16 protein-coding genes and 4 pseudogenes are annotated in these 22,653 nt (G+C 38.8%); 14 read left to right on the forward strand and 6 right to left on the reverse strand.

Features of this window, described 5'->3' with window-relative positions; all coding sequences use genetic code 11:
• Positions 1 to 4 precede the first annotated feature (4 nt).
• Together K6969_RS03585 and K6969_RS03590 are read left to right on the forward strand one after the other, a co-directional pair.
• Entirely contained in the window at positions 5 to 211 is a 207-nt protein-coding gene (locus K6969_RS03585) for a transposase (protein ID WP_029178852.1), read from the forward strand.
• A pseudogene (locus tag K6969_RS03590) lies at positions 165 to 1,517 on the forward strand (IS66-like element short variant transposase). The gene K6969_RS03585 and the pseudogene K6969_RS03590 overlap by 47 nt, the downstream one beginning before the upstream one ends.
• Positions 1,518 to 1,582: 65 nt before the next feature.
• Here K6969_RS03590 and K6969_RS03595 read toward each other — a convergent pair.
• Positions 1,583 to 1,981 (reverse strand): annotated as a pseudogene (locus K6969_RS03595) (transposase); the annotation flags it as partial.
• Between the two features lie 202 nt (positions 1,982 to 2,183).
• Between K6969_RS03595 and K6969_RS03600 the strand changes: the two are divergent.
• Positions 2,184 to 3,042: pseudogene (locus K6969_RS03600) on the forward strand (IS630 family transposase); the annotation flags it as partial.
• Between the two features lie 29 nt (positions 3,043 to 3,071).
• Here the strand turns inward: K6969_RS03600 and K6969_RS03605 are convergent.
• Positions 3,072 to 3,626 (reverse strand): annotated as a pseudogene (locus K6969_RS03605) (IS110 family transposase); the annotation flags it as partial.
• Positions 3,627 to 4,169: 543 nt separating this feature from the next.
• Positions 4,170 to 5,012 carry a DUF975 family protein gene (locus K6969_RS03610; RefSeq protein ID WP_029173996.1) on the reverse strand — a complete coding sequence of 281 codons (843 nt, stop codon included), beginning with the start codon at positions 5,010 to 5,012 and terminating at the stop codon, positions 4,170 to 4,172.
• Positions 5,013 to 5,331: 319 nt separating this feature from the next.
• Here K6969_RS03610 and tgt point away from each other — a divergent pair, with 319 nt between their 5' ends.
• A complete protein-coding gene (tgt, locus tag K6969_RS03615) occupies positions 5,332 to 6,474 on the forward strand; it encodes a tRNA guanosine(34) transglycosylase Tgt (protein WP_002935810.1) in 1,143 nt (380 codons plus the stop codon).
• Positions 6,475 to 7,399: 925 nt separating this feature from the next.
• Here the strand turns inward: tgt and K6969_RS03620 are convergent.
• A complete protein-coding gene (locus K6969_RS03620) occupies positions 7,400 to 8,602 on the reverse strand; it encodes an IS110 family transposase (protein WP_321537498.1) in 1,203 nt (400 codons plus the stop codon).
• Positions 8,603 to 9,049: 447 nt separating this feature from the next.
• A complete protein-coding gene (locus K6969_RS03625; RefSeq protein WP_171942720.1) occupies positions 9,050 to 10,201 on the reverse strand; it encodes an ROK family transcriptional regulator in 1,152 nt (383 codons plus the stop codon).
• Between the two features lie 188 nt (positions 10,202 to 10,389).
• Here K6969_RS03625 and xylA point away from each other — a divergent pair, with 188 nt between their 5' ends.
• From xylA to K6969_RS03670, 9 genes are read left to right on the forward strand one after another with little or no spacing between them, the layout of a single operon-like run.
• Positions 10,390 to 11,697, forward strand: coding sequence for a xylose isomerase (gene xylA / locus K6969_RS03630; protein ID WP_024382207.1), 1,308 nt, complete (start codon positions 10,390 to 10,392; stop codon positions 11,695 to 11,697).
• 50 nt (positions 11,698 to 11,747) lie between these two features.
• Positions 11,748 to 13,223, forward strand: a complete 1,476-nt coding sequence (xylB, locus tag K6969_RS03635; RefSeq protein ID WP_171942721.1) for a xylulokinase — start codon at positions 11,748 to 11,750, stop codon at positions 13,221 to 13,223.
• Positions 13,224 to 13,246: 23 nt separating this feature from the next.
• On the forward strand, positions 13,247 to 15,304 hold the full coding sequence (locus K6969_RS03640) for a TIM-barrel domain-containing protein (RefSeq protein ID WP_171942728.1): 2,058 nt from the start codon (positions 13,247 to 13,249) through the stop codon (positions 15,302 to 15,304).
• Between the two features lie 28 nt (positions 15,305 to 15,332).
• Positions 15,333 to 16,079 carry a hypothetical protein gene (locus tag K6969_RS03645; protein WP_050572183.1) on the forward strand — a complete coding sequence of 249 codons (747 nt, stop codon included), beginning with the start codon at positions 15,333 to 15,335 and terminating at the stop codon, positions 16,077 to 16,079.
• Between the two features lie 2 nt (positions 16,080 to 16,081).
• Positions 16,082 to 17,395, forward strand: a complete 1,314-nt coding sequence (locus K6969_RS03650; protein WP_050572182.1) for a TIM-barrel domain-containing protein — start codon at positions 16,082 to 16,084, stop codon at positions 17,393 to 17,395.
• A gap of 1 nt (position 17,396) precedes the next feature.
• The gene (locus K6969_RS03655) at positions 17,397 to 17,876 is read left to right on the forward strand and encodes a PTS sugar transporter subunit IIB (protein ID WP_029173687.1); all 480 of its coding nucleotides are present in this window, start codon (positions 17,397 to 17,399) and stop codon (positions 17,874 to 17,876) included.
• Positions 17,877 to 17,891: 15 nt separating this feature from the next.
• On the forward strand, positions 17,892 to 18,677 hold the full coding sequence (locus tag K6969_RS03660) for a PTS mannose/fructose/sorbose/N-acetylgalactosamine transporter subunit IIC (RefSeq protein ID WP_029173686.1): 786 nt from the start codon (positions 17,892 to 17,894) through the stop codon (positions 18,675 to 18,677).
• On the forward strand, positions 18,670 to 19,488 hold the full coding sequence (locus tag K6969_RS03665; RefSeq protein WP_029173685.1) for a PTS system mannose/fructose/sorbose family transporter subunit IID: 819 nt from the start codon (positions 18,670 to 18,672) through the stop codon (positions 19,486 to 19,488). Before K6969_RS03660 ends, K6969_RS03665 begins: the two co-directional genes overlap by 8 nt.
• A 12-nt stretch (positions 19,489 to 19,500) precedes the next feature.
• Positions 19,501 to 19,917, forward strand: a complete 417-nt coding sequence (locus K6969_RS03670; protein ID WP_024382209.1) for a PTS sugar transporter subunit IIA — start codon at positions 19,501 to 19,503, stop codon at positions 19,915 to 19,917.
• A 256-nt stretch (positions 19,918 to 20,173) separates the two neighbouring features.
• On the opposite strand, the gene K6969_RS03675 is transcribed toward K6969_RS03670, so the two are convergent.
• Positions 20,174 to 21,253 (reverse strand): M24 family metallopeptidase, encoded by a 1,080-nt coding sequence (locus K6969_RS03675; protein ID WP_171942722.1) that lies wholly within the window; start codon positions 21,251 to 21,253, stop codon positions 20,174 to 20,176.
• Between the two features lie 208 nt (positions 21,254 to 21,461).
• Between K6969_RS03675 and ccpA the strand changes: the two genes are divergently transcribed.
• Complete coding sequence (gene ccpA / locus K6969_RS03680; protein WP_002935813.1) at positions 21,462 to 22,466, forward strand: catabolite control protein A; 1,005 nt, start codon at positions 21,462 to 21,464, stop codon at positions 22,464 to 22,466.
• Positions 22,467 to 22,653: the final 187 nt, after the last annotated feature.

The following is a 22,653-nucleotide window of genomic DNA, read 5'->3' on the forward strand; positions in this document are numbered from 1 at the left end:
GGTTATGTCATCACTAGAAAAAATTATTGAAACACAGTCAAAAACGATAGAGATGATGGCTAATGAACTCACTCTCCTTCGAGAACAGGTTGACTATCTGAGACAGAAACTCTACGGAAAATCATCAGAGAAGGTCGTATATCAACCAGGTCAGCTGAGCTTGTTTGGGGAGGAAAGTCTCCCTGAAGAAGAAGCTGACTTACCCAGTTGAAACGGAGACCATCACCTATAAACGCAAGAAAGCTAAGGGAGTTCGTCAGGCTATTTTCAGCCAGTTCACTCCAGAGATTGTGCATCACGAATTGCAGGGCGAAGACTGCACTTGTCCAGACTGTCATGGTCAGCTGAAAGAGATTGGCTCAACTGTTCAACGACAAGAGTTGGTCTTCATTCCTGCACAATTAAAGCGGATTGACCATGTTCAACACGCATACAAGTGTCAGGCATGTAGTCAGAAGAATCTAAGCGATAAGATTATCAAGGCTCCTGTTCCTAAGGCACCTTTGGCACACAGCTTGGGTTCAGCCTCTATCATCGCTCACACCATTCACCAGAAATTCAATCTGAAGGTACCCAATTACCGTCAGGAAGAGGACTGGCATAAACTTGGCCTGCCCATCAGTCGGAAGGAAATAGCCAACTGGCACATCAAGTCTAGTCAGTATTATTTCGAGCCGATTTATAACCTGTTGCACGAGAAATTGTTGGAGCAGCCTATTCTTCATGCGGATGAGACTTCCTACAAGGTCTTAGAAAATGATAGCCAGTTGACCTACTACTGGACTTTCTTGTCTGGGAAACATGAGAAAAATGGAATTACCCTCTATCATCATGACAAACGACGGAGCGGCTTAGTTGTGGAGGAGTTTCTTGGGGACTATGCGGGCTACGTTCATTGTGACATGTGGAGTGCTTATCGTCAATTAGACAAGGCTCAGCTCGTTGGCTGTTGGGCTCATGTTAGACGAAAATTTTTTGAGGCGACTCCTAAGAAGACAGATAATACTTCTTTAGGAGCCAAGGGATTAGCCTATTGCGACCGCCTGTTTGCCTTGGAGAGTGACTGGGCTGACCTGTCTACTGAGGAACGGCTACATAAACGGCAGACAGAGTTAACTCCCTTGATGGACGAGTTCTTTGATTGGTGCCGTGAATAGGCTGTCTTGCCAGCTTCCAAATTGGGTACTGCAATAGAGTATAGCCTCAAATACGAAACCACCTTCCGAGCCGTTCTCTCGGACGGTGACCTAGTCCTGTCCAACAATATGGCTGAGAGGGCTATGAAGACCTTGGTGATGGGCAGAAAAAATTGGCTTTTTTCTCAGAGCTTTGAGGGAGCCAAGTCGACAGCTGTCATTTTGAGTCTTTTAGAAACAGCTAAGCGACACGGACTTGATGCAGAAAAATATATGACCTATCTTCTAGAACACTTACCTAATGAGGAGTCGCTCGCAAAAAAGGAGGTTTTAGAAGCCTATTTGCCATGGGATAAAAATATTAAGAGAGCTTGTAAATAGAAAAAGGTTCCAGAGTCGACAGGACTTTGGAGCCTTTTCAATATACCTTGTTATTGGGCGCTTACGCCAGATTCATAGTGTCTCAGATCAATACCGATAAAGGCATTGATTTGATTGGCAGACTGAAAACGGCGAATATCTCCCAGTTCACCAATAATACTTGTTGCAGTAGTCTCAGCTATTCCAGGAATAGAGAGCAGAATGTCATATTCAGGTAATGGCTGAGCTAGTTCCACCATTTGGTCTAGAACAGTTTGTCTCTGTTCAGAAAGTCTAAGCAATTCTTTTGCATAGTAACGAACCTCTTCCATGATCGGAGAGGTTTTCTTAACGGCACAATAAGATTGATTAGCTAGTGCTGTCAGCTTCTCAACTAAGTACGCCACACGCTTATCCGAAATCCGTTTTGAAGTGGACTGACGGATGCTCTCTGAGAGTTCATCCTTGCTTATACTGTTCAAAAAACAAAAACTAACGTATAATAGATTTATGAAACTTACTATCGAACAAACAAACGAATTAAAAACTTATTTGAAAGATAAAACCTATTCCCCATTTCATAGACGACTTCAAGTAATCCTGTTCAGAGCCGAAGGTCTCAGTTATAGAGAAATCACTAACCTTATCGGCTATTCAAAGTATACAATCTGGTCCTTACAAGGCAAGTATGAGCTTGGTGGGATTTCAGCTCTAGTAAGAGAAACGCGAGGTGGACGGAACCGTCAATATTTAACCCTTCAAGAAGAGGAAGCATTTCTAAAAGAACAGTTAACAGCTTCACTAAATGGCGAATTTGTGACCATAAACTCTCTCTACGAAACTTATCAGAAACGGGTTGGACACCCTACGACCAAGGAAGGATTCTATGCCCTTCTGAAACGCCATGGTTGGCGCAAAGTGACGCCAAGACCAGAACACCCTAAAAAAGCAGACGCCGAAACGATTCTAGCGTCTAAAAATAAAATCTTCATTCACGAAAATAGGAAAGCGCTTCAAGAATAGTCGTCGCTATCATAAAGTCAGACTAATGTATCAAGATGAGGCGGGTTTCGGTCGGATTAGTAAAATTGGAAAGGCCTGGGCACCAAAAGGGGTGAGACCGCATGTACATAGCCACTATATTCGTGAGTATCGCTATTGCTATGGTGCTATTGATGCCCATACAGGAGAGTCCTTCTTCATTATCGCTGGGGGTTGCAATACAGATTGGATGAATGTTTTTCTCAAACAACTATCTGAAGCTTATCCTGACGATTATATTTTATTAGTGATGGACAATGCCGTTTGGCATAAATCAAGTACCTTAGAGAAACCACATAATATTGGTTTTGAGTTTATTCCTCCCTATACTCCTGAAATGAATCCAATTGAACAAGTTTGGGCTGAGATTCGAAAGAGAGGGTTTAAGAATAAAGCTTTTAAAACACTAGATGATGTGATAAACAAGCTTCAAGAAGTGATACGAGAGTTAGATTGGTCTATTTTAAAACCAATTGTTAGTAGACGATGGTTAAAAAACACTTGATTGGTTTGATTTTGATTTTTGTTGAGTATTAACTCAAGCACGAAGTCCTTGCAAGGAAAATCTATGACTAGGTTCCAGTATTGTTGGCCAGATGGTGTTGATAAGATAGTTTCCAATTCAGGAAAAGTGACTTGTAAGACCTTGTGCAGACGGTTTTTAGCTCGAACGATGTCCTCAGTTAAGTTCTGATAGAAGCGACTTAAATCTCGCAGTTCTTGATAGACTTCTTCTTGGACATAAGTGGGTTTACGATTCAGCACAAATTGAGATTGAGCCAGTTTTTCAGCGTCAATTTGATCTGTTTTCCTCACACGCAAGCTATCCAGTTGCTTCTTAGCTTCTAAGGGATTAAGCCTTGTATAAGCATAGCCATTATCTTCTAGAAAAGTTTGGAGACGGCGAGAATAGACACCTGTTGCTTCAAAGATGATTTCTGGTTTATGGACGGTTCTCAAATCGCCAAGTAGCCGAGCAAAGCCTAAGGCGTCATTGGACATGGTATAGCCATGAACTTTCTCACCATTGACTAGAATGGCCACTTCTGAACTTGCCTTACTCACATCAATCCCAAAAACTGCACGCATGATATTACCTCTTTGTCTTGAATGATTCCTTGTTTTAGTGATGTCATTTTCAATACTCGACGTCTGGCGTCCCACATACTTTGATAACATTCTTTCTAAAACAGGTGTCTTGCCAGTTTTCGATGCGACGTCTAGCGTCAAAAGAGTTCTCGACTTAACAAGACACCTCTACTTTAACATAAAGAAAAAGTAGTGACTACTCTCTCCCGTCGGAGATTTCCTCACTACTAATCTTAGTATGTTTTAGACTGGTCGAGTTCTTTCCCACTCCCTTTTTCATCGAAAAAGCAGTTCAATGAACCATTGAACTGCCGGATGACTCTAAGGAGGAGCGCTTAGAATTGGAACAAATTACTACACATGGCGTAAAAAATAGAAAGGAAGAAATCTGCTCCAATACCAAGCAGGCTAAAATAGTCCTTTGTTGCTCCTCAGTCATAGTATAACACAATCCAAATGTTTTTACCAATTATTACTATATTTTTTTCTTAAATATAGACATAAAAGTGTATATAAAAATAAGAGCATATATCGCTCTTATTTTTATACGTAACTCATTTTCTTAGCCTGCTCATCTAAAATTTCTTCATGGAAGTGTATTTGTGCAGCATAGTGATACGGCCATACATATAAACCAGCCAGGCCAAATGTAATAATGACAAGAAGGAACCAGCCAATGAAGGATAAATCAAGTGTAAAGCGTTTAAACTTGTAGCCTTTCATCAACTTTCGACTAGACCGAATGATTGAAAAAGCGCCTGTATATTCTTCGCGTTCTAATTGATCAAACAAGATATATTCTACCTGTGAATAAGCATAGAATTGTGGAATATAAAGAGCAATTCCTAAAACCATAAGTAGGATACCTCCCATGGCCATTAGCCCTAGTATGGCAAGGATTTCCATAGGAAGTGCATCAGGGTCTAAGGATTGACTGGATGCAGCTATGATTGTAATCATCGTTCCAGCACCGATAAGTAAACCAATACCAAGGTAAAACAGTAGTCCCCAAAGGAAGAGCAAGAAACTTGTTAAAATGTAGGTTCGAAAGATTTTCCAGAAATCTTTATGATTGAAAATCATCAGCACATCGTTAAATGATGTGGAAGTTTTTACCCCTTTGATAAGATGAAATATAGTGCATATAATGGATAAGTGCAGTAGTCCTAATAGCAATCCGTAAAATATTGGAAACAAGGAGGTAGAAATAAAGTAGCTAGGACTGGCAAGTTCCTCAGCTGACACTCCAGCAAGGCTATTGCGAGAGAAAGAAATTAACTGAACGATAACAGAAATAGTGACGGGGATGACAGCCACTTGATAGATACCAGGTGTCTCGTTTAGTGTTTGGCGAGCCCGCTCACGTATATTAGAAATTGTAAACATCTACATAACCTCCTTGCTGAATATTGTAACATAATTCTAGATGACAAGCTAGGCTTTTTTTGATAGACTGGAAGGTGCTGTGGTAATTTGTCAGTTTGTTGTGATGCGCCTATCTATTTACTATTAAATAAGTAGAAGACAAGGTAAATATCGCTGAAATAAGCGAGAACATTTAAGACATTCTGATGGATTAGACCATGCAAGATTGAGAAACTGTATTTCCAGGTAAGGTACTTTTATGGATGATATGAAAGAGCTGAACTGTGAATCCAGAACTAATATCCTAGGACTGTTTTTCCTAGCGGGAGGTAAATAAAACATGACAGATGTTCCAATCAAGTATCGCTTGATTAAGAAAGAAAAGCACACAGGTGCACGTTTGGGCGAAATAATTACCCCACACGGGACCTTTCCAACCCCCATGTTTATGCCAGTTGGAACTCAGGCAACGGTAAAAACCATGTCACCTGAAGAATTGAAGGCGATGGGTTCAGGAATTATCCTATCTAATACCTATCATTTGTGGCTTCGTCCAGGTGACGAATTGGTGGCGCGTGCAGGTGGTTTGCACAAATTTATGAATTGGGATCAACCGATTTTGACTGACTCAGGTGGTTTCCAGGTTTATTCTTTGGCGGATAGTCGCAATATCTCAGAAGAAGGAGTGACCTTCAAAAACCATCTCAATGGTAGTAAGATGTTCCTGTCACCTGAAAAAGCTATTTCCATTCAGAACAATCTTGGCTCTGACATTATGATGAGCTTTGATGAGTGTCCGCAGTTCTACCAGCCTTATGACTATGTAAAAAAATCCATCGAAAGAACAAGTCGTTGGGCAGAACGTGGTCTCAAGGCTCACCGCCGTCCGCATGACCAAGGTTTATTTGGTATTGTCCAAGGTGCTGGTTTTGAAGATCTTCGTCGCCAATCAGCCCATGATTTGGTTAGTATGGATTTTCCAGGATACTCTATTGGAGGATTGGCTGTTGGTGAAACACACGATGAAATGAATGCTGTACTGGACTTCACGACCCCTCTTTTACCGGAGAATAAGCCACGCTATCTCATGGGTGTTGGAGCACCAGATAGCTTGATTGATGGCGTGATTCGTGGGGTTGATATGTTTGACTGTGTATTACCAACACGTATTGCGCGTAATGGAACCTGTATGACCAGTCGTGGACGTCTTGTGGTGAAAAATGCCCAGTTCGCTGAGGATTTTACACCGTTAGATCCAGAGTGCGATTGCTACACATGTAAAAACTATACACGTGCATATCTCCGCCATTTACTTAAGGCCGACGAGACGTTTGGTATTCGTTTGACAAGTTATCACAACCTCTACTTCCTAATCAACCTGATGAAAAATGTCCGTCAGGCCATTATGGATGATAATTTATTGGAGTTCCGTCAAGACTTTATGGAAAAATATGGTTATGGCAAGAATGGTAGAAACTTTTAACGTTGAAAATAACCCTAAAATATTTGAAAATGAACTTTCGATAATAAGCATGATTAAAATAATTTGGCTCTATAATTTCTAACTTAATTTCATAAGAAAAACACCCCAATCGTTAGATTTTGTGTCTAACTTTTGGGGTGCAGTTCATTTTTGGAAATCGCTTTTTTTTATTGTCTAAACACTACGTTTTGTAATTGGTGTTAACTGAAAGTTAATTCTTCAAATTTTGTACAAAAGTTTTCTGTAACCTTCTTGAGATTAATTGTAAGTATGCTGGCTACACGATCGCTGTGAATCAGAGGTGTTGCACCTGGATTTAGCTCCAATGCCTTCTTAATGGTCTTCATATCTAGTGGGCTAACATTATGATGACAATTCTCATAAGAGATGATAGAACACAATCATATTTCTATTTAATAGCATTGAGATAAGTTCTGACACCTAAACTGTATTGTAATTATGTGATATCATTATTCAATATTTGGTTTTGGGCTGTGAATTCTCGATTGATCAAGTAATCTACGTAGAATCTCTCACCAGCTTTTGTACAAGACTGTCTTATACGACGTATTACAAAGTTTGAGCCTTTTGATGGGGCTAAGTTGTTATTCCGAATTTATTCTGAATTTTCTTAGGTTTATTGGTATATAGTGTCCTGTATAGAATTCAACCAATATGGATTACTGGTAGACATCAATGTTACAGCAGATTTCAATCATGATTTCCATTTGGAAAGCCTACTATTTTTTCTACCATTTGTCAAGCCTGTCAAGGTATTTGATGAAAAATATTTTGAGTTCAATAGTCAAAATAAGGAAATTGTTTTCTTTTGGACTAAAGTTTCGTGTAAAAAAGAGTACACGAAATTAACACCTTATGTTGAAAATTTTTGATAAGGTGTTACAATAATATAGCATAAACAATCTTACTGATTTTGGGTAGAACGATAATCGTAAAGTTTGTTATGCGTTATGAGGTAATACATTGTCCGAATGAGACGATGTATGGAGGCAATCGTGTGTGGCTTTGTAGAAGTCGTTTGCGATTGTCTTTTTCGTTTCTCATAAAAGTCGGCGATATGGCAAGGATTGGTGTGACTGGCTGAAGCGATATTGTGAATACATTTGAACAGAATCTTTCTAGCGTAGGGATTGCCACGCTTGGTAATGTGTTCCTTAGCGAGGAAGTTACCAGATTCATAGTGTCTCAGGTCAATACCGATAAAGGCATTGATTTGATTGGCAGACTGAAAACGGCGAATATCTCCCAGTTCACCAATAATACTTGTTGCAGTAGTCTCAGCTATTCCAGGAATAGAGAGCAGAATGTCATATTCAGGTAATGGCTGAGCTAGTTCCACCATTTGGTCTAGAACAGTTTGTCTCTGTTCAGAAAGTCTAAGCAATTCTTTTGCATAGTAACGAACCTCTTCCAGCATTGGAGAGGTTTTCTTGACGGCACAATACGATTGATTAGCTAGTGCTATCAGCTTCTCAGCTAAATACGCCACACGCTTGTCCGAAATACGTTTTGAGGTGGACTGACGAATGCTCTCTAAGAGTTCGTCCTTGCTTAAATCAAGCACGAAGTCCTTGCAAGGAAACGCAGTAACTAAGTTCCAGTATTGTTCCCCAGTTGGCTTTGATAAGACAGTCTCTATCTCTGGAAACGTGACTTGCAAGACCTTGTGCAGACGGTTTTTAGCTCGAACGATGTCCTCAGTTAAGTTCTGATAGAAGCGACTTAAAGCTCGCAGTTCTTGATAGACTTCTTCTTGGACATAAGTGGGTTTACGATTCAGCACAAATTGAGATTGAGCCAGTTTTTCGGCGTCAATTTGATCTGTTTTCCGCACACGCAAGCTATCCAGTTGCTTCTTAGCTTCTAAGGGATTAAGCCGTGTATAAGCGTAGCCATGTTCATCCAGAAAAGCTTGAAGACGACGAGAATAGACACCTGTTGCTTCAAAGATGATTTCTGGCTTATGGACGGTTTTCAAATCGCCAAGTAGCCGAGCAAAGCCTAAGGCGTCATTGGACATGGTATAGCCATGAACTTTCTCACTATTGACTAGAATGGCCACTTCTGAACTTGCCTTACTCACATCAATCCCAAAAACTGCACGCATGATATTACCTCTTTGTCTTGAATGATTCCTTGTTTTAATGATGTCATTTTCAATACTCGACGTCAGGCGTCCCACATACTTTGATAACATTCTTTCTAAAACAGGTGTCTTGCCAGTTTTTGATGCGACGTCTAGCGTCAAAAGAGTTCTCGACTTAACAAGACACCTCTACTTTATCATAAAGAAAAAGTAGTGACTACTCTCTCCCGTCGGAGATTTCCTCACTACTAATCTTAGTATGTTTTTGTGCAATAGAATAAAAGACTACTTGTAATTTGAATTTCAGGCTTTTAAGCATATCTGAGTTTTTCCATGACTCATATTTTTGGATAGAATGGATAAAGCTCTATTAAATACCACGTAGTTATAATTTTCCACCCTATTATATATTGAAATCCTTTTACTGTAATTTGTTAGCTGGTGTAACCTACTTAGTTTTTTTGTTTCTTATCTAGGAAACGTTAAATCCGGTATATGTAAAAACTGTTGAACAGCTGTAGCAATACCTCCATATAGTGTTGCTGTATCACCTAGGTTCGAAATTGTTAAGGAGACCTTTTGTGCAAATTGACTATTAATTTCTGATTCCAATTTATCTAGAAGTTTGGGTATCTTAGCATACAGCGAGCTATTGATAATTACTAGTTGAGGATCACAAAGCATGATGAGATTATTAATACCAATAGCTTGATGATAGATCTGTTGGTTTATGAGTTCCTGAGTGAAGGAATCTGAGCAAAGATAATATTGAGAAATTAGGTCCGAATTAGCATGCTTAAGGTTATAGTGTTTGGAGAATTCTTGATATACGACTAGATTTGATGCATATTTCTCTAAGCATCCCAAATTACCACAATTACAAGCCTTGCCTTTGGGGTGTAAAATGGTATGTCCAATTTCACCAGCTTGTCCATGAGCTCCAGTCTGCAAGCGTTTATCCTGAATAATACCTGCTCCGATACCGCTATGGATACTGATGCTGATAAGATTGTCTCTGGATTGTGAGAAGGTAAATTCTCCTAATGCCGAAAGATTAGCCTCATTTTCCAAGTAGATAGGGAAATAGAACCGTTTTTCCAGTTCTTTTTTTAAAGGAAAATCTTTCAAATCATAAGAAGGGGTGAAACGGATGTGATTATCCACCACAATCCCATGAATGGCCAGAGTCATGCCGACCACATCGTGTAGGGTCAGTGGCGCTGCTGACAGTAATTCTTTGCTGTATTGTTCGATGTAATCGATAATATTTTCTCTGTTTAAGAGATGACGTTCTCTAAATTGACGAATAATAGTGCCGTCAAGGTAGCTGATTGCTCCACTGATGTAGTTATAGCCCAAGTCAAAGGCAATCACCAGACCAGCCTTGCCACAAAAATTGACAAAAATAGGTTTTCGTCCCCCGGTCTTACCAGATTGTCCAATTCCTGTTTCTTCCACAAGGCCACTATCGATGAGAGAAGTAGTAATAGACGAGACGCTAGCCTTATTGAGTCCGGTTTCCTTAGCAATTTGAGCTCTAGACAGGCCTTTGTTTTCAATAATAGTTTGAAGCACTAAGGCTTCATTTTGTTCACGAATTAAGTATTTATCTGTAGTCATTCTCATTTCCTTTTGACGAGATTATTTCTAGATGTTTTTACTGTTATTATGCCACAAAAAGGGGAATAAGCCAAAAATAAAAAAAAATTTAAAAGCGCTTGACAAAGAAGTGTTGATATGTTACTCTCTCTGTGTAAGTTAGTTTAACAAAAAAACTAACAAAAGTCAATACATATAAGGAGAATATTATGTCATATTTCCCACATTTATCACCAATTAAATATGAAGGTACAGCAACAACAAATCCTTTTGCTTTTCGCCATTACAATCCTGACGAGGTGATTGAAGGTAAAACAATGAAAGAGCATTTGCGGTTTGCTCTTGCTTATTGGCATACCATGACACAAGATGGTTCAGATCCATTTGGTTATCCAACAAACGAGCGCACATGGTTTGGGGAAACTGTTATGGAGACAGCTCACAATCGAGTGGATGCGTTTTTTGAAATTCTTGAAAAACTTGGAGTGGATTATTTCTGTTTCCATGATATTGATATTGCTCCGGCGGGGGATTCTTTAGAAGAATTCTTTTCTAACCTTGATGAAATTACAGACCATATTAAAGCAAAAATGGAAGAGACGGGGAAAAAACTTCTTTGGAATACAGCAAATATGTTTTCTCACCCTCGTTTCAACAATGGTGCAGCCTCCTCAAATAATGCAGAAGTCTTTGCCTATGCAGCTGCTCAAGTTAAGAAGGGGTTGGACATTTCTAAAAAACTTGGTGGCGAAAACTATGTCTTCTGGGGCGGACGTGAAGGGTACGAATCTTTGATCAATACTGACATGAAGTTTGAGCAAGAAAACATTGCCCGACTCTTCAAAATGGCGATTGCCTATGGTGAAAAGATTGGTCATAAGCCACAGTTCTTGATTGAGCCAAAACCAAAAGAACCGTCAAAACATCAGTATGATTTTGATGCGGCGACTACCATGGCCTTCATTCTCAAACACGGTCTTGAAGGAGATTTCAAGTTGAACCTAGAAGCTAACCACGCGACCCTTGCAGGGCACACCTTTGAACATGAGCTAAATGTGGCGCGTGACTTTAATGCTCTTGGGTCGATTGACGCCAACCAAGGCGATATGCTTCTGGGCTGGGATACGGATGAGTTCCCGACAAACATCTACGACACCACCTTTACCATGCTTGAAATTTTGGCAAATGGAGGTCTAGCACCAGGTGGCATCAACTTTGATGCTAAGGTCCGTCGTTCATCCTTTGAAATGGAAGACCTTCTTTTAGCTCATATTGCTGGTATGGATACCTATGCGCGAGGTTTGAAAGCGGCAGCCAAAATTCGCTCTGATCGTTTCTTAGAGAACTTGAAAGAAAAACGCTATGCGAGCTATAAAGAAGGCATTGGTGCCAGCATTCTTGCAGATAAGGAAGACTTAGAAAGTCTCACTGCATATGCCTTGGAACACGACAATCCAAAATTAGAATCCAGCCATTTAGAGTTAGTCAAATCGCAATTAAATGATTATTTAGTATAAGGGGGGGTGTGGGGGATAGATGCCTTCCCACTTGTAGAAAGTAGGTTCGTATGTCTTATGTTTTAGGTATTGATCTTGGAACCAGTTCTTTAAAGGGGCTTTTGGTTACCAAAGAAGGAGAGCTTGTGGCGTCTGTCTCTGCTGAGTATGATTTGATGCATTTGCAACCAGGATTTAGTGAGCAGAATCCTAAAGATTGGCTTCTAGCTTGTGATAAGGTCTTTGATGCGTTGACAGATAAGGTAGCAGATTTTACCTCTCAATTAGAAGGTATTAGCTTTTCTGGCCAAATGCATAGTCTAGTCCTTTTAGATGGACGTGGCCATGTTTTACGACCGGCTATCTTGTGGAATGATACACGAACAAGTGCCCAGTGTCGTCAAATTGAAGAAAAACTTGGTAATCGCTTATTGGCGATTACTCGAAATAGGGCGCTTGAAGGTTTCACCCTACCAAAAATTCTTTGGGTACAGGAAAAGGAACCCGAAATTTGGGCTCAGGTGCGTCAGTTGATGCTACCAAAAGATTATTTGGGCTACTATTTGACAGGTAACCATCATACTGATTTTACTGATGCCGCAGGTACTCTCTTGCTTGATATCGAAAATGGAGAATGGTCTGCTGAAATTGCCGATACGTTTGGTATTCCTATCAGTTATTTACCAAAAGTTGTCGCTTCTTCCGTTCAAATTGGCACCGTTAGAAAGGAACTTCAAGAACGTTATGGTTTAGAAAATGCCGTCCAGGTCTTTGCGGGTGGTGCTGACAATGCTTGTGCAGCGGTGGGAGCAGGAATTTTATCTAGTCAAGTCGGTATGGCAAGTATTGGGACATCAGGTGTTTTCCTCTCTTATGAAGGAAATAAGACACTTGATTATCAAGGAAAACTCCACTTTTTTAACCATGCTTTGAGTGGTAGTTACTATTCCATGGGTGTGACGTTGGCTGCTGGTCATAGTCTCAACTGGTTCCGTGATACCTTTGCCAAAGAGCAGAGCTTTTCGGATTTGTTAGCAACTATCAGTTCCATCTCTCCAGGGTCTAACGGCCTTCTCTTTACACCATATATTGTTGGAGAGAGGACGCCCCATGTTGATAGTCATATTCGTGGCTCATTTATCGGTATTGATACCAGCCATAGATTAGCACATTTTACAAGGAGTGTACTTGAAGGCATTACATTTTCTTTGAAAGATGCTCAAAGTCTTATGACAGAAGTGGCAGGAAAAACTTTTACCCGCATTGTTTCTGTCGGTGGTGGTGTTAAAAATAAAGATTGGCTCCAGATACAGGCAGACGTCTTTAATGCAGAAATTGTAACCTTAAAAGCTGAACAAGGACCAGGCTTAGGTGCGGCGATGCTAGCAGCTCTTGGTTTAGGATGGTTTGAGAATATGGAATCCTGCGCAGACCACTTTGTAGCATACACTGACGCCATTCAGCCAATTCCAGAAAATGTCGCTGTCTACGAAACCATCTATCAGCACTATAAAGCCATTTACCCAAATGTCAAAAATATTAAGTGAGGGTTTTTATGGAAAAATCGTATATGAATAACTGTGAGATGACATATATCGAAAAAAGATTGGAAGATGAACTGTTACGAATTGAAGCTTGGGGAAATAATTCATTACGCATACGGGCATTTCCTACAGGTATAGTTGAAGAACATGTTAATGCCTTGACAGAACCAGTTCCGAATCCGCACTGTAAAGTAATTATCCATGAAAATGGCAATCAAGAAATAAGAAACGGGAAAATTAGTGCTATTATTGACCATCGTAATAAAATCAGTTTTTTTAATGAAAAAGGAGCATTAATATTACAAGAATTTATTCGCTTACGTGCAGTTAAACATGATGATGGTAGTGAAGATATCAGTACTATTAGTGTCACAAAGGATTTCAATTCTACTTTAAAGTTAAAATCGAGAGAATATCAGGCCAATAATCATGGCTCGGATTTTGCGGTAAAAGCAAGATTTGAGTCGAACCCCAATGAAAAAATTTTTGGTATGGGACAGTATCAGCACGAATTTCTCGATTTAAAAAACACGGTTCTTGAATTAGCACAGCGTAATTCTCAATTTTCAACTCCATTTTATCTATCTAGTCTAGGCTATGGTTTCTTATGGAATAATCCGGGTATAGGTAGTGTTACATTTGCCAAAAATTTGACAGAATGGTCTATGCGGGCTACTACTTATATTGATTATTGGATTACGGTAGGCGATACTCCTAAAGAAATATTAAATCAGTATTGTTTGGTTACAGGTTTTGCCCCTTTGATGCCGAAACGCTTACTTGGTCTTTGGCAAAGTAAGTTGAGATACAGAACTCCCCAAGAAGTGTTGGATGTTTTAGAAGGTTATCGTCGGAGAAACATTCAATTATCCACAATTGCAATTGATTACTTTCATTGGCCAAAGCAAGGAGAGTATCGATTTGATGAAAAATTTTGGCCGAATGTCAAAGAACTTATTAGCGAAATAAAAAATCATTATAATGTGGAACCTATTATTTCAATCTGGCCAACTGTGCAATCGGATGCCAATAATTTTCAGACCTATCAGCAGAATGGATATCTTATTGGTATTAATAAGGGAATTCGCTTTTCGATGAATATTCAAGGGCAGACTACTTTTATTGATACAACTAACCGAGAGGCTTGTCAATATGTTTGGCAACAGATAGAAGCAAATTATAAGAAAAATGGCATTAACTATTACTGGATTGATGTAGCTGAACCAGGTTATGCAGTCTATGATTTTGATAATTATCGATACCAAAAAGGTCCAGTTCTTCAATGTGGGAATCTCTATCCTATTGGTTACTTGAAAATGATTTTTGATGGCAATAGTCAACAAGATTCAGAAGTTATTCTAGTTAGGGGGGCTTGGGCTGGAGCACAAAAATATGGTGCTTTACCTTGGTCAGGTGATATTGACTCTAGTTTTGAGTCTTTAAGAAATCAGGTCAATACAGGATTAAATGTTGGAATGGCTGGTTTGCCATGGTGGACAACAGATATCGGAGGGTTTCATGGAGGAAATGCTGACGATCCAGAATTCAGAGAGTTGATGATTAGATGGTTTCAATATTCTACCTTTTCACCGATTTTGAGAATGCATGGAGATCGCTTACCACATTCAAAATCTCTTTCTAACGAAGGTGGAGGGAAAATGCCTACAGGAGCACCTAATGAAATTTGGTCGTTTGGTAGGGAGGTGGAAAACATAATGATGCGATTCATCCGTATACGCGATGGGTTGAAGGAATATCTTTATCATCTAATGAAAGAAGCTCATGATTTTGGTTACCCGGTGATGAGATCCTTATTTTTTGAATATCCAAATGATTCAATGGCATGGGATGTGGATAACACTTATATGTTGGGAGACTCTATTTTAGTAGCCCCTATTGTAGACTATCAACTCAGAGAAAGGATAGTTTATTTACCTGATGATAGAGAGTGGGTGCATCTGTTTAGTGAAAAGGAGTATCAAGGCGGTAGTTCTTACCTAATTCAAGCTCCTCTTGATGAGATTCCAGTATTTATTGTAAAAAATAAGTGGAGAGAAATTTCTACATATTTAGGCTCAATATAAGACTTTTATAACTAGTGGGGATGTATAAATGGTCGGTATGGAAGATATACATTTTATTGACGGAGGTTGGGAGTATTCAGATGAAAATCTTCAACTCAGGGTTCTTTTCTATGAAACTAATCTTATTTATGTCTCATGCTCCCCAATCAATGTTGCGCTTACACGGGAAAAATCTTTAGAACGATTAAGTGTCCCCCCCTACATAGAGCATTTTTTTCAGAATGGAATACTACATTCAAAAAATAGGCAAATACAGGTTGAATTTGATGGCTGGCATTTAACCTTTTATGATGGCGAAAAAAGATTATTAGAGGAGTATTTACGTAAACTCTCTCCAGTAAGGCGAATGATTGGGGAAGAATATGGTAACGTTAATATTCAGGAGCAACGTAGCTCTGCTCTGAATATATTACCTAGGGAGTTTATTTCCTTATCAGAAGAGAACTACCATGCTTATGCAAGATTTGAAGCAGATCCTAGTGAAAAAATAATAGGCTTAGGTGCTTATCAAGATTCTCTATGGAATAAAAATGGAGGAGACTATGAATTAGCTCAAAGAAATTCTCAAAATGCACTACCATTCTATATTTCAGATAAAGGCTATGGATTTATTTGGCATTCTTCAGCAATTGGTAGAGTGACCTTAGGAAATAACAGGTATACTTGGGAATCTCAAGAAACGAAAGAAATTCACTATACAATATTTTGTTCAGACAGCCCCAAGGGTGTACTACAGACCCTGACCAGTTTCACTGGAAGAGCTCCCATGATCTAGGATTGTGGCAGAGTAAATTACGTTATCAAACTACTCAAGAAGTCAATGAGGTATTTACTGGATATAAGTTTAGAAACTTACCACTATCAGTCATTGTTATCGACTATTTTCACTGGACAGAAGAAGGTGACTACTATTTTGATCAGACTTACTGGAGAGGCATTGAGAGGCTTGCTACAAATTGTAGAGAGGCTGGAGTCGAATTAATGATATCTGTTTGGCCAACAGTAAGTAAAGAGTCACGGCACTTCAAGTGGTTTAATAGTGAGAACCTGTTAATACAAAATAATACTCGGACAAAGAAATCAGTCGCCTTATTTAACGGGTCATATCTTTTAGATTTATCCAGATCGTGGATGAGAATAATCCTGAAATACCTATTATTAAAAAATTATAGGAGGAAAGGTATACAATTATTTTGGGCAGATCAAGCGGAACCCGAGTTAGATAGCTATCACCATAATCGATATAGTATATCAGGCATTAACTTTGCAAGTTGTGCTAATCGTTATTCTTTATGGTATTTGGAGGCCATTCCTAAATATATAATTAATGATAAAAAGATAATATTTCCAACATTGATTAGGAATGTTTGGTTTGGAAGTCAAGAACAAGGAGCCTTGGCATGGTCCGGTGATATAGAAGGATCATTTGAATCATTAAGAGAACAAATAAGAATTGGTTTATCTATGGGAATCTGTGGACAAAGTTGGTGGACAACAGATATCGGAGGATTCCATGAGTATAAAAATGATGCGAACTATTTTAGAGAACTATTAATCAGATGGTTTCAATTTGCGACATTTACTCCAATTTTACGAATGCATGGAGATAGGCAACCCCACACCCCATCAATCGGGAAATCTGGTGGAGGGATTAGAACGAGTGGGGCATCAAATGAAATCTGGTCCTTTGGAGAAAAAGTTGAACAAATTTTAACAAAATTCCTTCATATTAGGGAAATATTACTACCATATTTAACTGTTATCTATACAGAATGTCATTTGACAGGTCTCCCTTTGATGCGACCACTATTTTTAGAGTTTCCTAGTGAGCCAGGAAGTTGGGAGATATCTGATTTTTATATGTTTGGTTCGGATTTACTAGTTTGCCCAGTTACTGACGAAAACTGCAAATTTCTGAGAGTCTATTTACCTCGAGGATACGAATGGGTTCACTTATTCACTAAAGAAATATTTATAGGAGGAATGTGGTATGACATAGGTGTATCGCTTGAAAATATACCAGTTTTTAGAAAAAGTACTAGTTCTTTTCTAATGGGCATTGAAGATAAAATTTCAAAAATAGGAGGATAGAATGGGAATTGTTTTAGTTAGAGTTGATCAGCGATTAGTTCATGGTATTGTAGTCACTCAGGTTACTAAAAGTGTTAATGCTAAGCGTATAATGGTCATAGACGATCAGATTAGTCAGGACGAGAATCAAAAAGCTATAATGCGTATGAGTAAACCAGCTGGAACAGGGATGTCTATTATTAGTGTAGAAACAGCAGTTCAAAACATTTTAGCAGGGAAATACGAAGATCATAACGTTTTAGTTGTTGTACGAGACATATCAGTAATCGTTAAGCTAGTTGAGAGAGGTGTTTTCCTTCCAAAAATTCAGTTAGGAATTATCTTTGAGAGAGAAGATAGAGAAAGGTTTACAAAGAGTGTTTCCTTGAACCCGCAAGAACAGTTAGAGTTACAGGCACTTTCTTTAGAAGGGGTACCTATAATATTCCAGTTCACTCCTACTGACAAAGAAGAAGCTTTTGATAAATATGTAAAAAAATAATTATGGAGAATAACTATGGCAGAAATAATACAAAATGTTTTAATAATTCTTCTACCGGCATACGCCTTAATTGACAATAGAGGAGCAACTATTATCAATCACTGGCCGATAACGGTTGGTTTGTTTGCAGGCATCATAATGGGAGATGTTCCTGCTGCTATGACTATTGCTGGAACTTTTCAATTAATGAGTTTAGGGGTTGCAGCTTTGGGAGGATCATCTGTTCCGGACTATGCACTAGCAACAGTAGTATCTATTTTTCTTCATGCTAGAACCAATGTTGAACTAGGGACAGCAGTAGTAATTGGACTACCAGTAGGTATTTTAGCGCTCAACCTTGATGTTCTTACCCACACATTGAATTCTTTTGTAGCAAATAAATCTAAGAGTTTCATGCTTGAAGGAAAGTTTACATCAATGAAATTGGTAAACTGGATTAGTATTTTGATGGTTGCTCTGCAAGCTATTATTCCTATGGTCATTTTGGTAGCTTTTGGTCCGAAATTGATTAGTGGAATTGTTGACTCAGTACCAGCTTGGATTACTACTGGTTTAAATGTTGCAGGAGGAATGCTTCCAGTTATTGGGGTAGTAATGTTGATGAGATATATGCCACTAAAAAAATTCTTTTGGGCGGTACTAATTGGTTTTGTTTTTAGCGGATATGTCGGACTTCCGATTTTAGCGATATCTATGATTGGTCTTGCGATGGCATCTATTTATTACATGAATGAGAAGAAGCTATCATCACATTTAACATCGGAGGCTAAATTTGACGAAGGGGGACTTTTCGATGAATAAGAAAATAGATACCAAATTAACTAGAAAAGATCATTTACGAACTGCACTAAGATGGACATTTATTGGAAGTAATACAGTAAACTTTGGTACATTGCAGGGTGCTGGTTATGCTTGGGCAATCGCTAATATTTTGAGGAAACTGTATCCCAATGATGATGATTACAAAAAAGCAATGGAGGTCGAATTTGAATATTTCAATACTACTCCATATATGGCTCCTGCAGTTTTAGGTGCTGATGTTGCAATTCAAGAACATGGAGGTATTGAGTCCCTAGATGCAGTTAGATCGGTAAAAACTTCTTTAATGGGACCGTTGGCGGGGATTGGAGACTCTATATTGTGGGTCCTATTTCCAACGATTATGGGGTCAATCGGTGGCTACATGGCATTAGAAGGGAACCCTCTTGGAGCAATTATTTGGATTTCATTAAACCTTCTTTTAGTCTTATTCCGAATTAAATTATATGACTTAGGTTATAAATCAGGTGTACGTCTGGTTACAGATTTAGCAAGCCAGTTGAATCTATTCACGGAATCTGCCTCAATTATAGGTCTAACGGTAGTGGGAAGTATGGTTGCTACTGCTGTCAAACTTTACACGCCAATAGAATTTCATTTTAAAGATGTTTCAATAGGTTTACAATCAGAAATTTTTGATCGTATTGTTCCTGGGTTATTACCAATTTTACTAACTCTTTTGGTTTACTGGTTGATGGAGAAAAAGAAATTAGGGTTCTTACATCTAATAATTATTCTTCTTGTTTTTTCTTTAATTGGCGCATATTTGGGAATTTTAGGTATTCAACCATAGCGAAGGAGACATATGCAAAAAATTGTTATTGCGACTCACGAAAGATTGGCAGAAGGTTATTATAGAACATTGAATTATCTTATCCCAGAGATGCCTGAAATAATAATTCTCTCCGCTTATATTGAGACTAATTCTATACAAGAACAAGTAGATGATATCTATCAAAATTTGAAGGATGAGGATAAACTTATCGTACTTACAGATATTGCTGCTGGATCAGTTAATCAAAGCTTTTGTCGCTATATTTCAAGGCCAAATACACTAATAGTTTCAGGAATAAATTTACCCTTGGTAATGAGCATTATTTTGGAGGCGATGCATACTGAACTAGACTTACCTAAAATACGAACATTAGTCAGTGAAGCTCAAGAGCAGTTACTTGTTGTTAATGATGTCCTACGAAATTTTGAGATAGAAACAGATGAGTAACATTAATGATATCAATTTTACTTCTCATCTATTTCAGTTCTTTGTTGCTTAGACCTACAAATGTTAAAAACCTCCTAAAATTGTTAGGAGGTTTTTTGGTATCGACTTTTTTAGTCTCTACAACTAGCGCAATTTTAAAAAGTTCTTTAAAGGTTTTGGAAGGAGAATACTGTATTGAATCAAAAATTTCGGTCATTTCAGGAACTTAGTAAAGTAAGATAACGAAGTTATGAAAAAAAAGAATATATGACTCACTTTAAAAATACAAGAGTTCTTTCGGCGTCTGGGTAAAGACTTCAAAGCCATTTTTGGTAACGTAACCACTATCCTCGATACGAACACCAACTTTTCCAGGGATGTAAATACCTGGCTCGACAGAGAAACACATACCTTCTTCGATGACTAAATCATTGCCTTCCATAATCGATGGGAATTCATGGACGCTCATTCCCAAACCGTGACCGAGTCGGTGGTTGAAGTACTCGCTATAACCTGCTTTTTCAATCACAGAGCGAGCGACATAGTCAATCTCGCCAGCAGTCACACCAGGCTTAATCATATTGACCGCGGCCATGTGAGCCTCCAGAGTCAAGTTGTAAATATCTTTTTTAAACTGATCAGGTTTACCGACAGCGACAGTCCGTGTCATATCAGACGTATAACCCAAAGTTTCCACGCCTAGGTCGAACAATAGCAGAGCGTTATTCTCGATTTTGTTTGTTGAGGGAATACCGTGTGGATTTGCGGCATTGTCGCCTGTTAAGACCATGGTCTCAAAGCTCATTTTTGAGATGCCTTGTTTCTTCATTTCAAATTCAATCTGAGCAATAATATCAGTTTCGGTCACATCGAGTGAGATGTTATTGAAACCAACCTGCATAGCCTTATCTGCAAACTCTCCAGCAACCAGCATTTTTTCAATTTCATCACGAGACTTGATCAATTTCATAGTATTAATCAGAGGCGTAATGTCTGAAAATGGTTGGCTAAAGATAGACTGAAGACCATGGTAGCGGGTTAAATTCAAATTATCAAATTCTGCACCGATTGCTGAGAAAGATTTTTGTGGTAATTTGCTCTTGATAATCTGCCATGGATTTTCTGAGTCCATATAGCCGGCTACAGGAAAATCAACAGTGGCAACCGCACGCTCTACATCCAAGGCAGGGAGAAAGAGTAGTGAGTCGTGGTCAGGCATAACAAAGAGCATCATGTGGCGCTCATGAGGATCACTATGATAGCCAGTCAGATAATAGATGCTAACTGGATCAGAGAAGATTGCCAAGTCCATTTTGTTGGCTTCTAAGTAGGATTTAACATGATGTAATTTTGACATAGTGGAGCCCTTTCTAGCATGTAGTGGTAAAAAAAGTGAAAATTTCGTTTATTATATAGACTATTGTTCCAAAAAATGAAAAAAATTGCAAGTATTATCAAAAAAATGGCGTTTTTCTCTTGAAAGTGGTTTCAAAAAGTGATACACTATTGTTGAGTGAAAGCGTAATTTTCATAGAAATAGAATATTGAAAGGGAGTACAAAAGTTATGTTAAACACTGATGATACGGTTACGATTTACGATGTCGCCCGTGAAGCAGGTGTATCCATGGCGACAGTATCGCGCGTGGTAAATGGGAATAAAAACGTAAAGGAAAATACTCGTAAAAAAGTATTAGAAGTCATCGACCGTTTGGATTATCGTCCAAATGCTGTTGCACGTGGATTGGCCAGCAAGAAGACTACCACTGTGGGGGTTGTGATTCCAAATATTGCTAATGCTTATTTTGCAACCTTGGCCAAAGGTATCGATGATATTGCCGATATGTACAAATACAATATCGTCCTAGCAAACAGTGATGAAAATGATGAGAAAGAAATCAATGTGGTAAATACCCTATTCTCAAAACAGGTGGACGGAATCATTTTCATGGGCTATCATTTGACAGACAAGATTCGTGCGGAGTTTTCACGCTCACGTACACCGATTGTTTTAGCTGGTACCGTGGACTTGGAGCACCAATTACCTAGCGTCAATATTGACTATGCTGCCGCTAGTGTTGATGCAGTCAATCTATTAGCTAAGAACAACAAGAAAATTGCCTTTGTATCAGGGCCGCTTGTAGATGACATCAACGGTAAAGTTCGTTTTGCAGGCTACAAACAAGGCTTGAAGGACAACGGAATCGAGTTTAACGAAGGATTGGTTTTTGAATCCAAGTATAAATACGAGGAAGGCTATGCTCTAGCAGAACGTATTTTGAATGCCGGAGCAACTGCAGCTTATGTTGCAGAAGATGAGATTGCTGCAGGTCTATTGAATGGTGTCAGTGATATGGGCGTCAAGGTTCCAGAAGACTTTGAAATCATTACAAGTGATGATTCCCTAGTGACCAAGTTTACCCGTCCAAACCTGACCTCTATCAATCAGCCACTATATGATATTGGTGCAATTGCTATGCGCATGCTTACCAAAATCATGCACAAGGAAGAGTTGGAAAACCGTGAGGTAGTTCTTAACCACGGAATCAAAGTACGGAAATCAACTAAGTGATAAATATGGGAGTAGCCGGATAAGATATCTTATTACTCCGCCCCTCACTCTATCAAACATTATAATCATTTAGTTTATCTTTTATTGCTTCGACGAGCGAGGAAATATTTCCAACCTAGAACAGCCTGTAGCTATTGAGGCAAACTTGCTTCGACTTATCTCCAGCCTTCAAAGGTTCCCCGAACCT

Source organism: Streptococcus suis, assembly GCF_019856455.1.
GTDB lineage: Bacteria > Bacillota > Bacilli > Lactobacillales > Streptococcaceae > Streptococcus > Streptococcus suis_AE.

What these genes read in the sequence shown, in the direction of transcription:
- K6969_RS03585 (WP_029178852.1), top strand. Translation starts at nt 5, where the DNA reads ATGTCATCACTAGAAAAAATTATTGAAACACAGTCAAAAACGATAGAG.
- K6969_RS03610 (WP_029173996.1), bottom strand. Translation starts at nt 5,012, where the DNA reads ATGTTTACAATTTCTAATATACGTGAGCGGGCTCGCCAAACACTAAAC.
- tgt (WP_002935810.1), top strand. Translation starts at nt 5,332, where the DNA reads ATGACAGATGTTCCAATCAAGTATCGCTTGATTAAGAAAGAAAAGCAC.
- K6969_RS03620 (WP_321537498.1), bottom strand. Translation starts at nt 8,602, where the DNA reads ATGCGTGCAGTTTTTGGGATTGATGTGAGTAAGGCAAGTTCAGAAGTG.
- K6969_RS03625 (WP_171942720.1), bottom strand. Translation starts at nt 10,201, where the DNA reads ATGACTACAGATAAATACTTAATTCGTGAACAAAATGAAGCCTTAGTG.
- xylA (WP_024382207.1), top strand. Translation starts at nt 10,390, where the DNA reads ATGTCATATTTCCCACATTTATCACCAATTAAATATGAAGGTACAGCA.
- xylB (WP_171942721.1), top strand. Translation starts at nt 11,748, where the DNA reads ATGTCTTATGTTTTAGGTATTGATCTTGGAACCAGTTCTTTAAAGGGG.
- K6969_RS03640 (WP_171942728.1), top strand. Translation starts at nt 13,247, where the DNA reads ATGAATAACTGTGAGATGACATATATCGAAAAAAGATTGGAAGATGAA.
- K6969_RS03645 (WP_050572183.1), top strand. Translation starts at nt 15,333, where the DNA reads ATGGTCGGTATGGAAGATATACATTTTATTGACGGAGGTTGGGAGTAT.
- K6969_RS03655 (WP_029173687.1), top strand. Translation starts at nt 17,397, where the DNA reads ATGGGAATTGTTTTAGTTAGAGTTGATCAGCGATTAGTTCATGGTATT.
- K6969_RS03660 (WP_029173686.1), top strand. Translation starts at nt 17,892, where the DNA reads ATGGCAGAAATAATACAAAATGTTTTAATAATTCTTCTACCGGCATAC.
- K6969_RS03665 (WP_029173685.1), top strand. Translation starts at nt 18,670, where the DNA reads ATGAATAAGAAAATAGATACCAAATTAACTAGAAAAGATCATTTACGA.
- K6969_RS03670 (WP_024382209.1), top strand. Translation starts at nt 19,501, where the DNA reads ATGCAAAAAATTGTTATTGCGACTCACGAAAGATTGGCAGAAGGTTAT.
- K6969_RS03675 (WP_171942722.1), bottom strand. Translation starts at nt 21,253, where the DNA reads ATGTCAAAATTACATCATGTTAAATCCTACTTAGAAGCCAACAAAATG.
- ccpA (WP_002935813.1), top strand. Translation starts at nt 21,462, where the DNA reads ATGTTAAACACTGATGATACGGTTACGATTTACGATGTCGCCCGTGAA.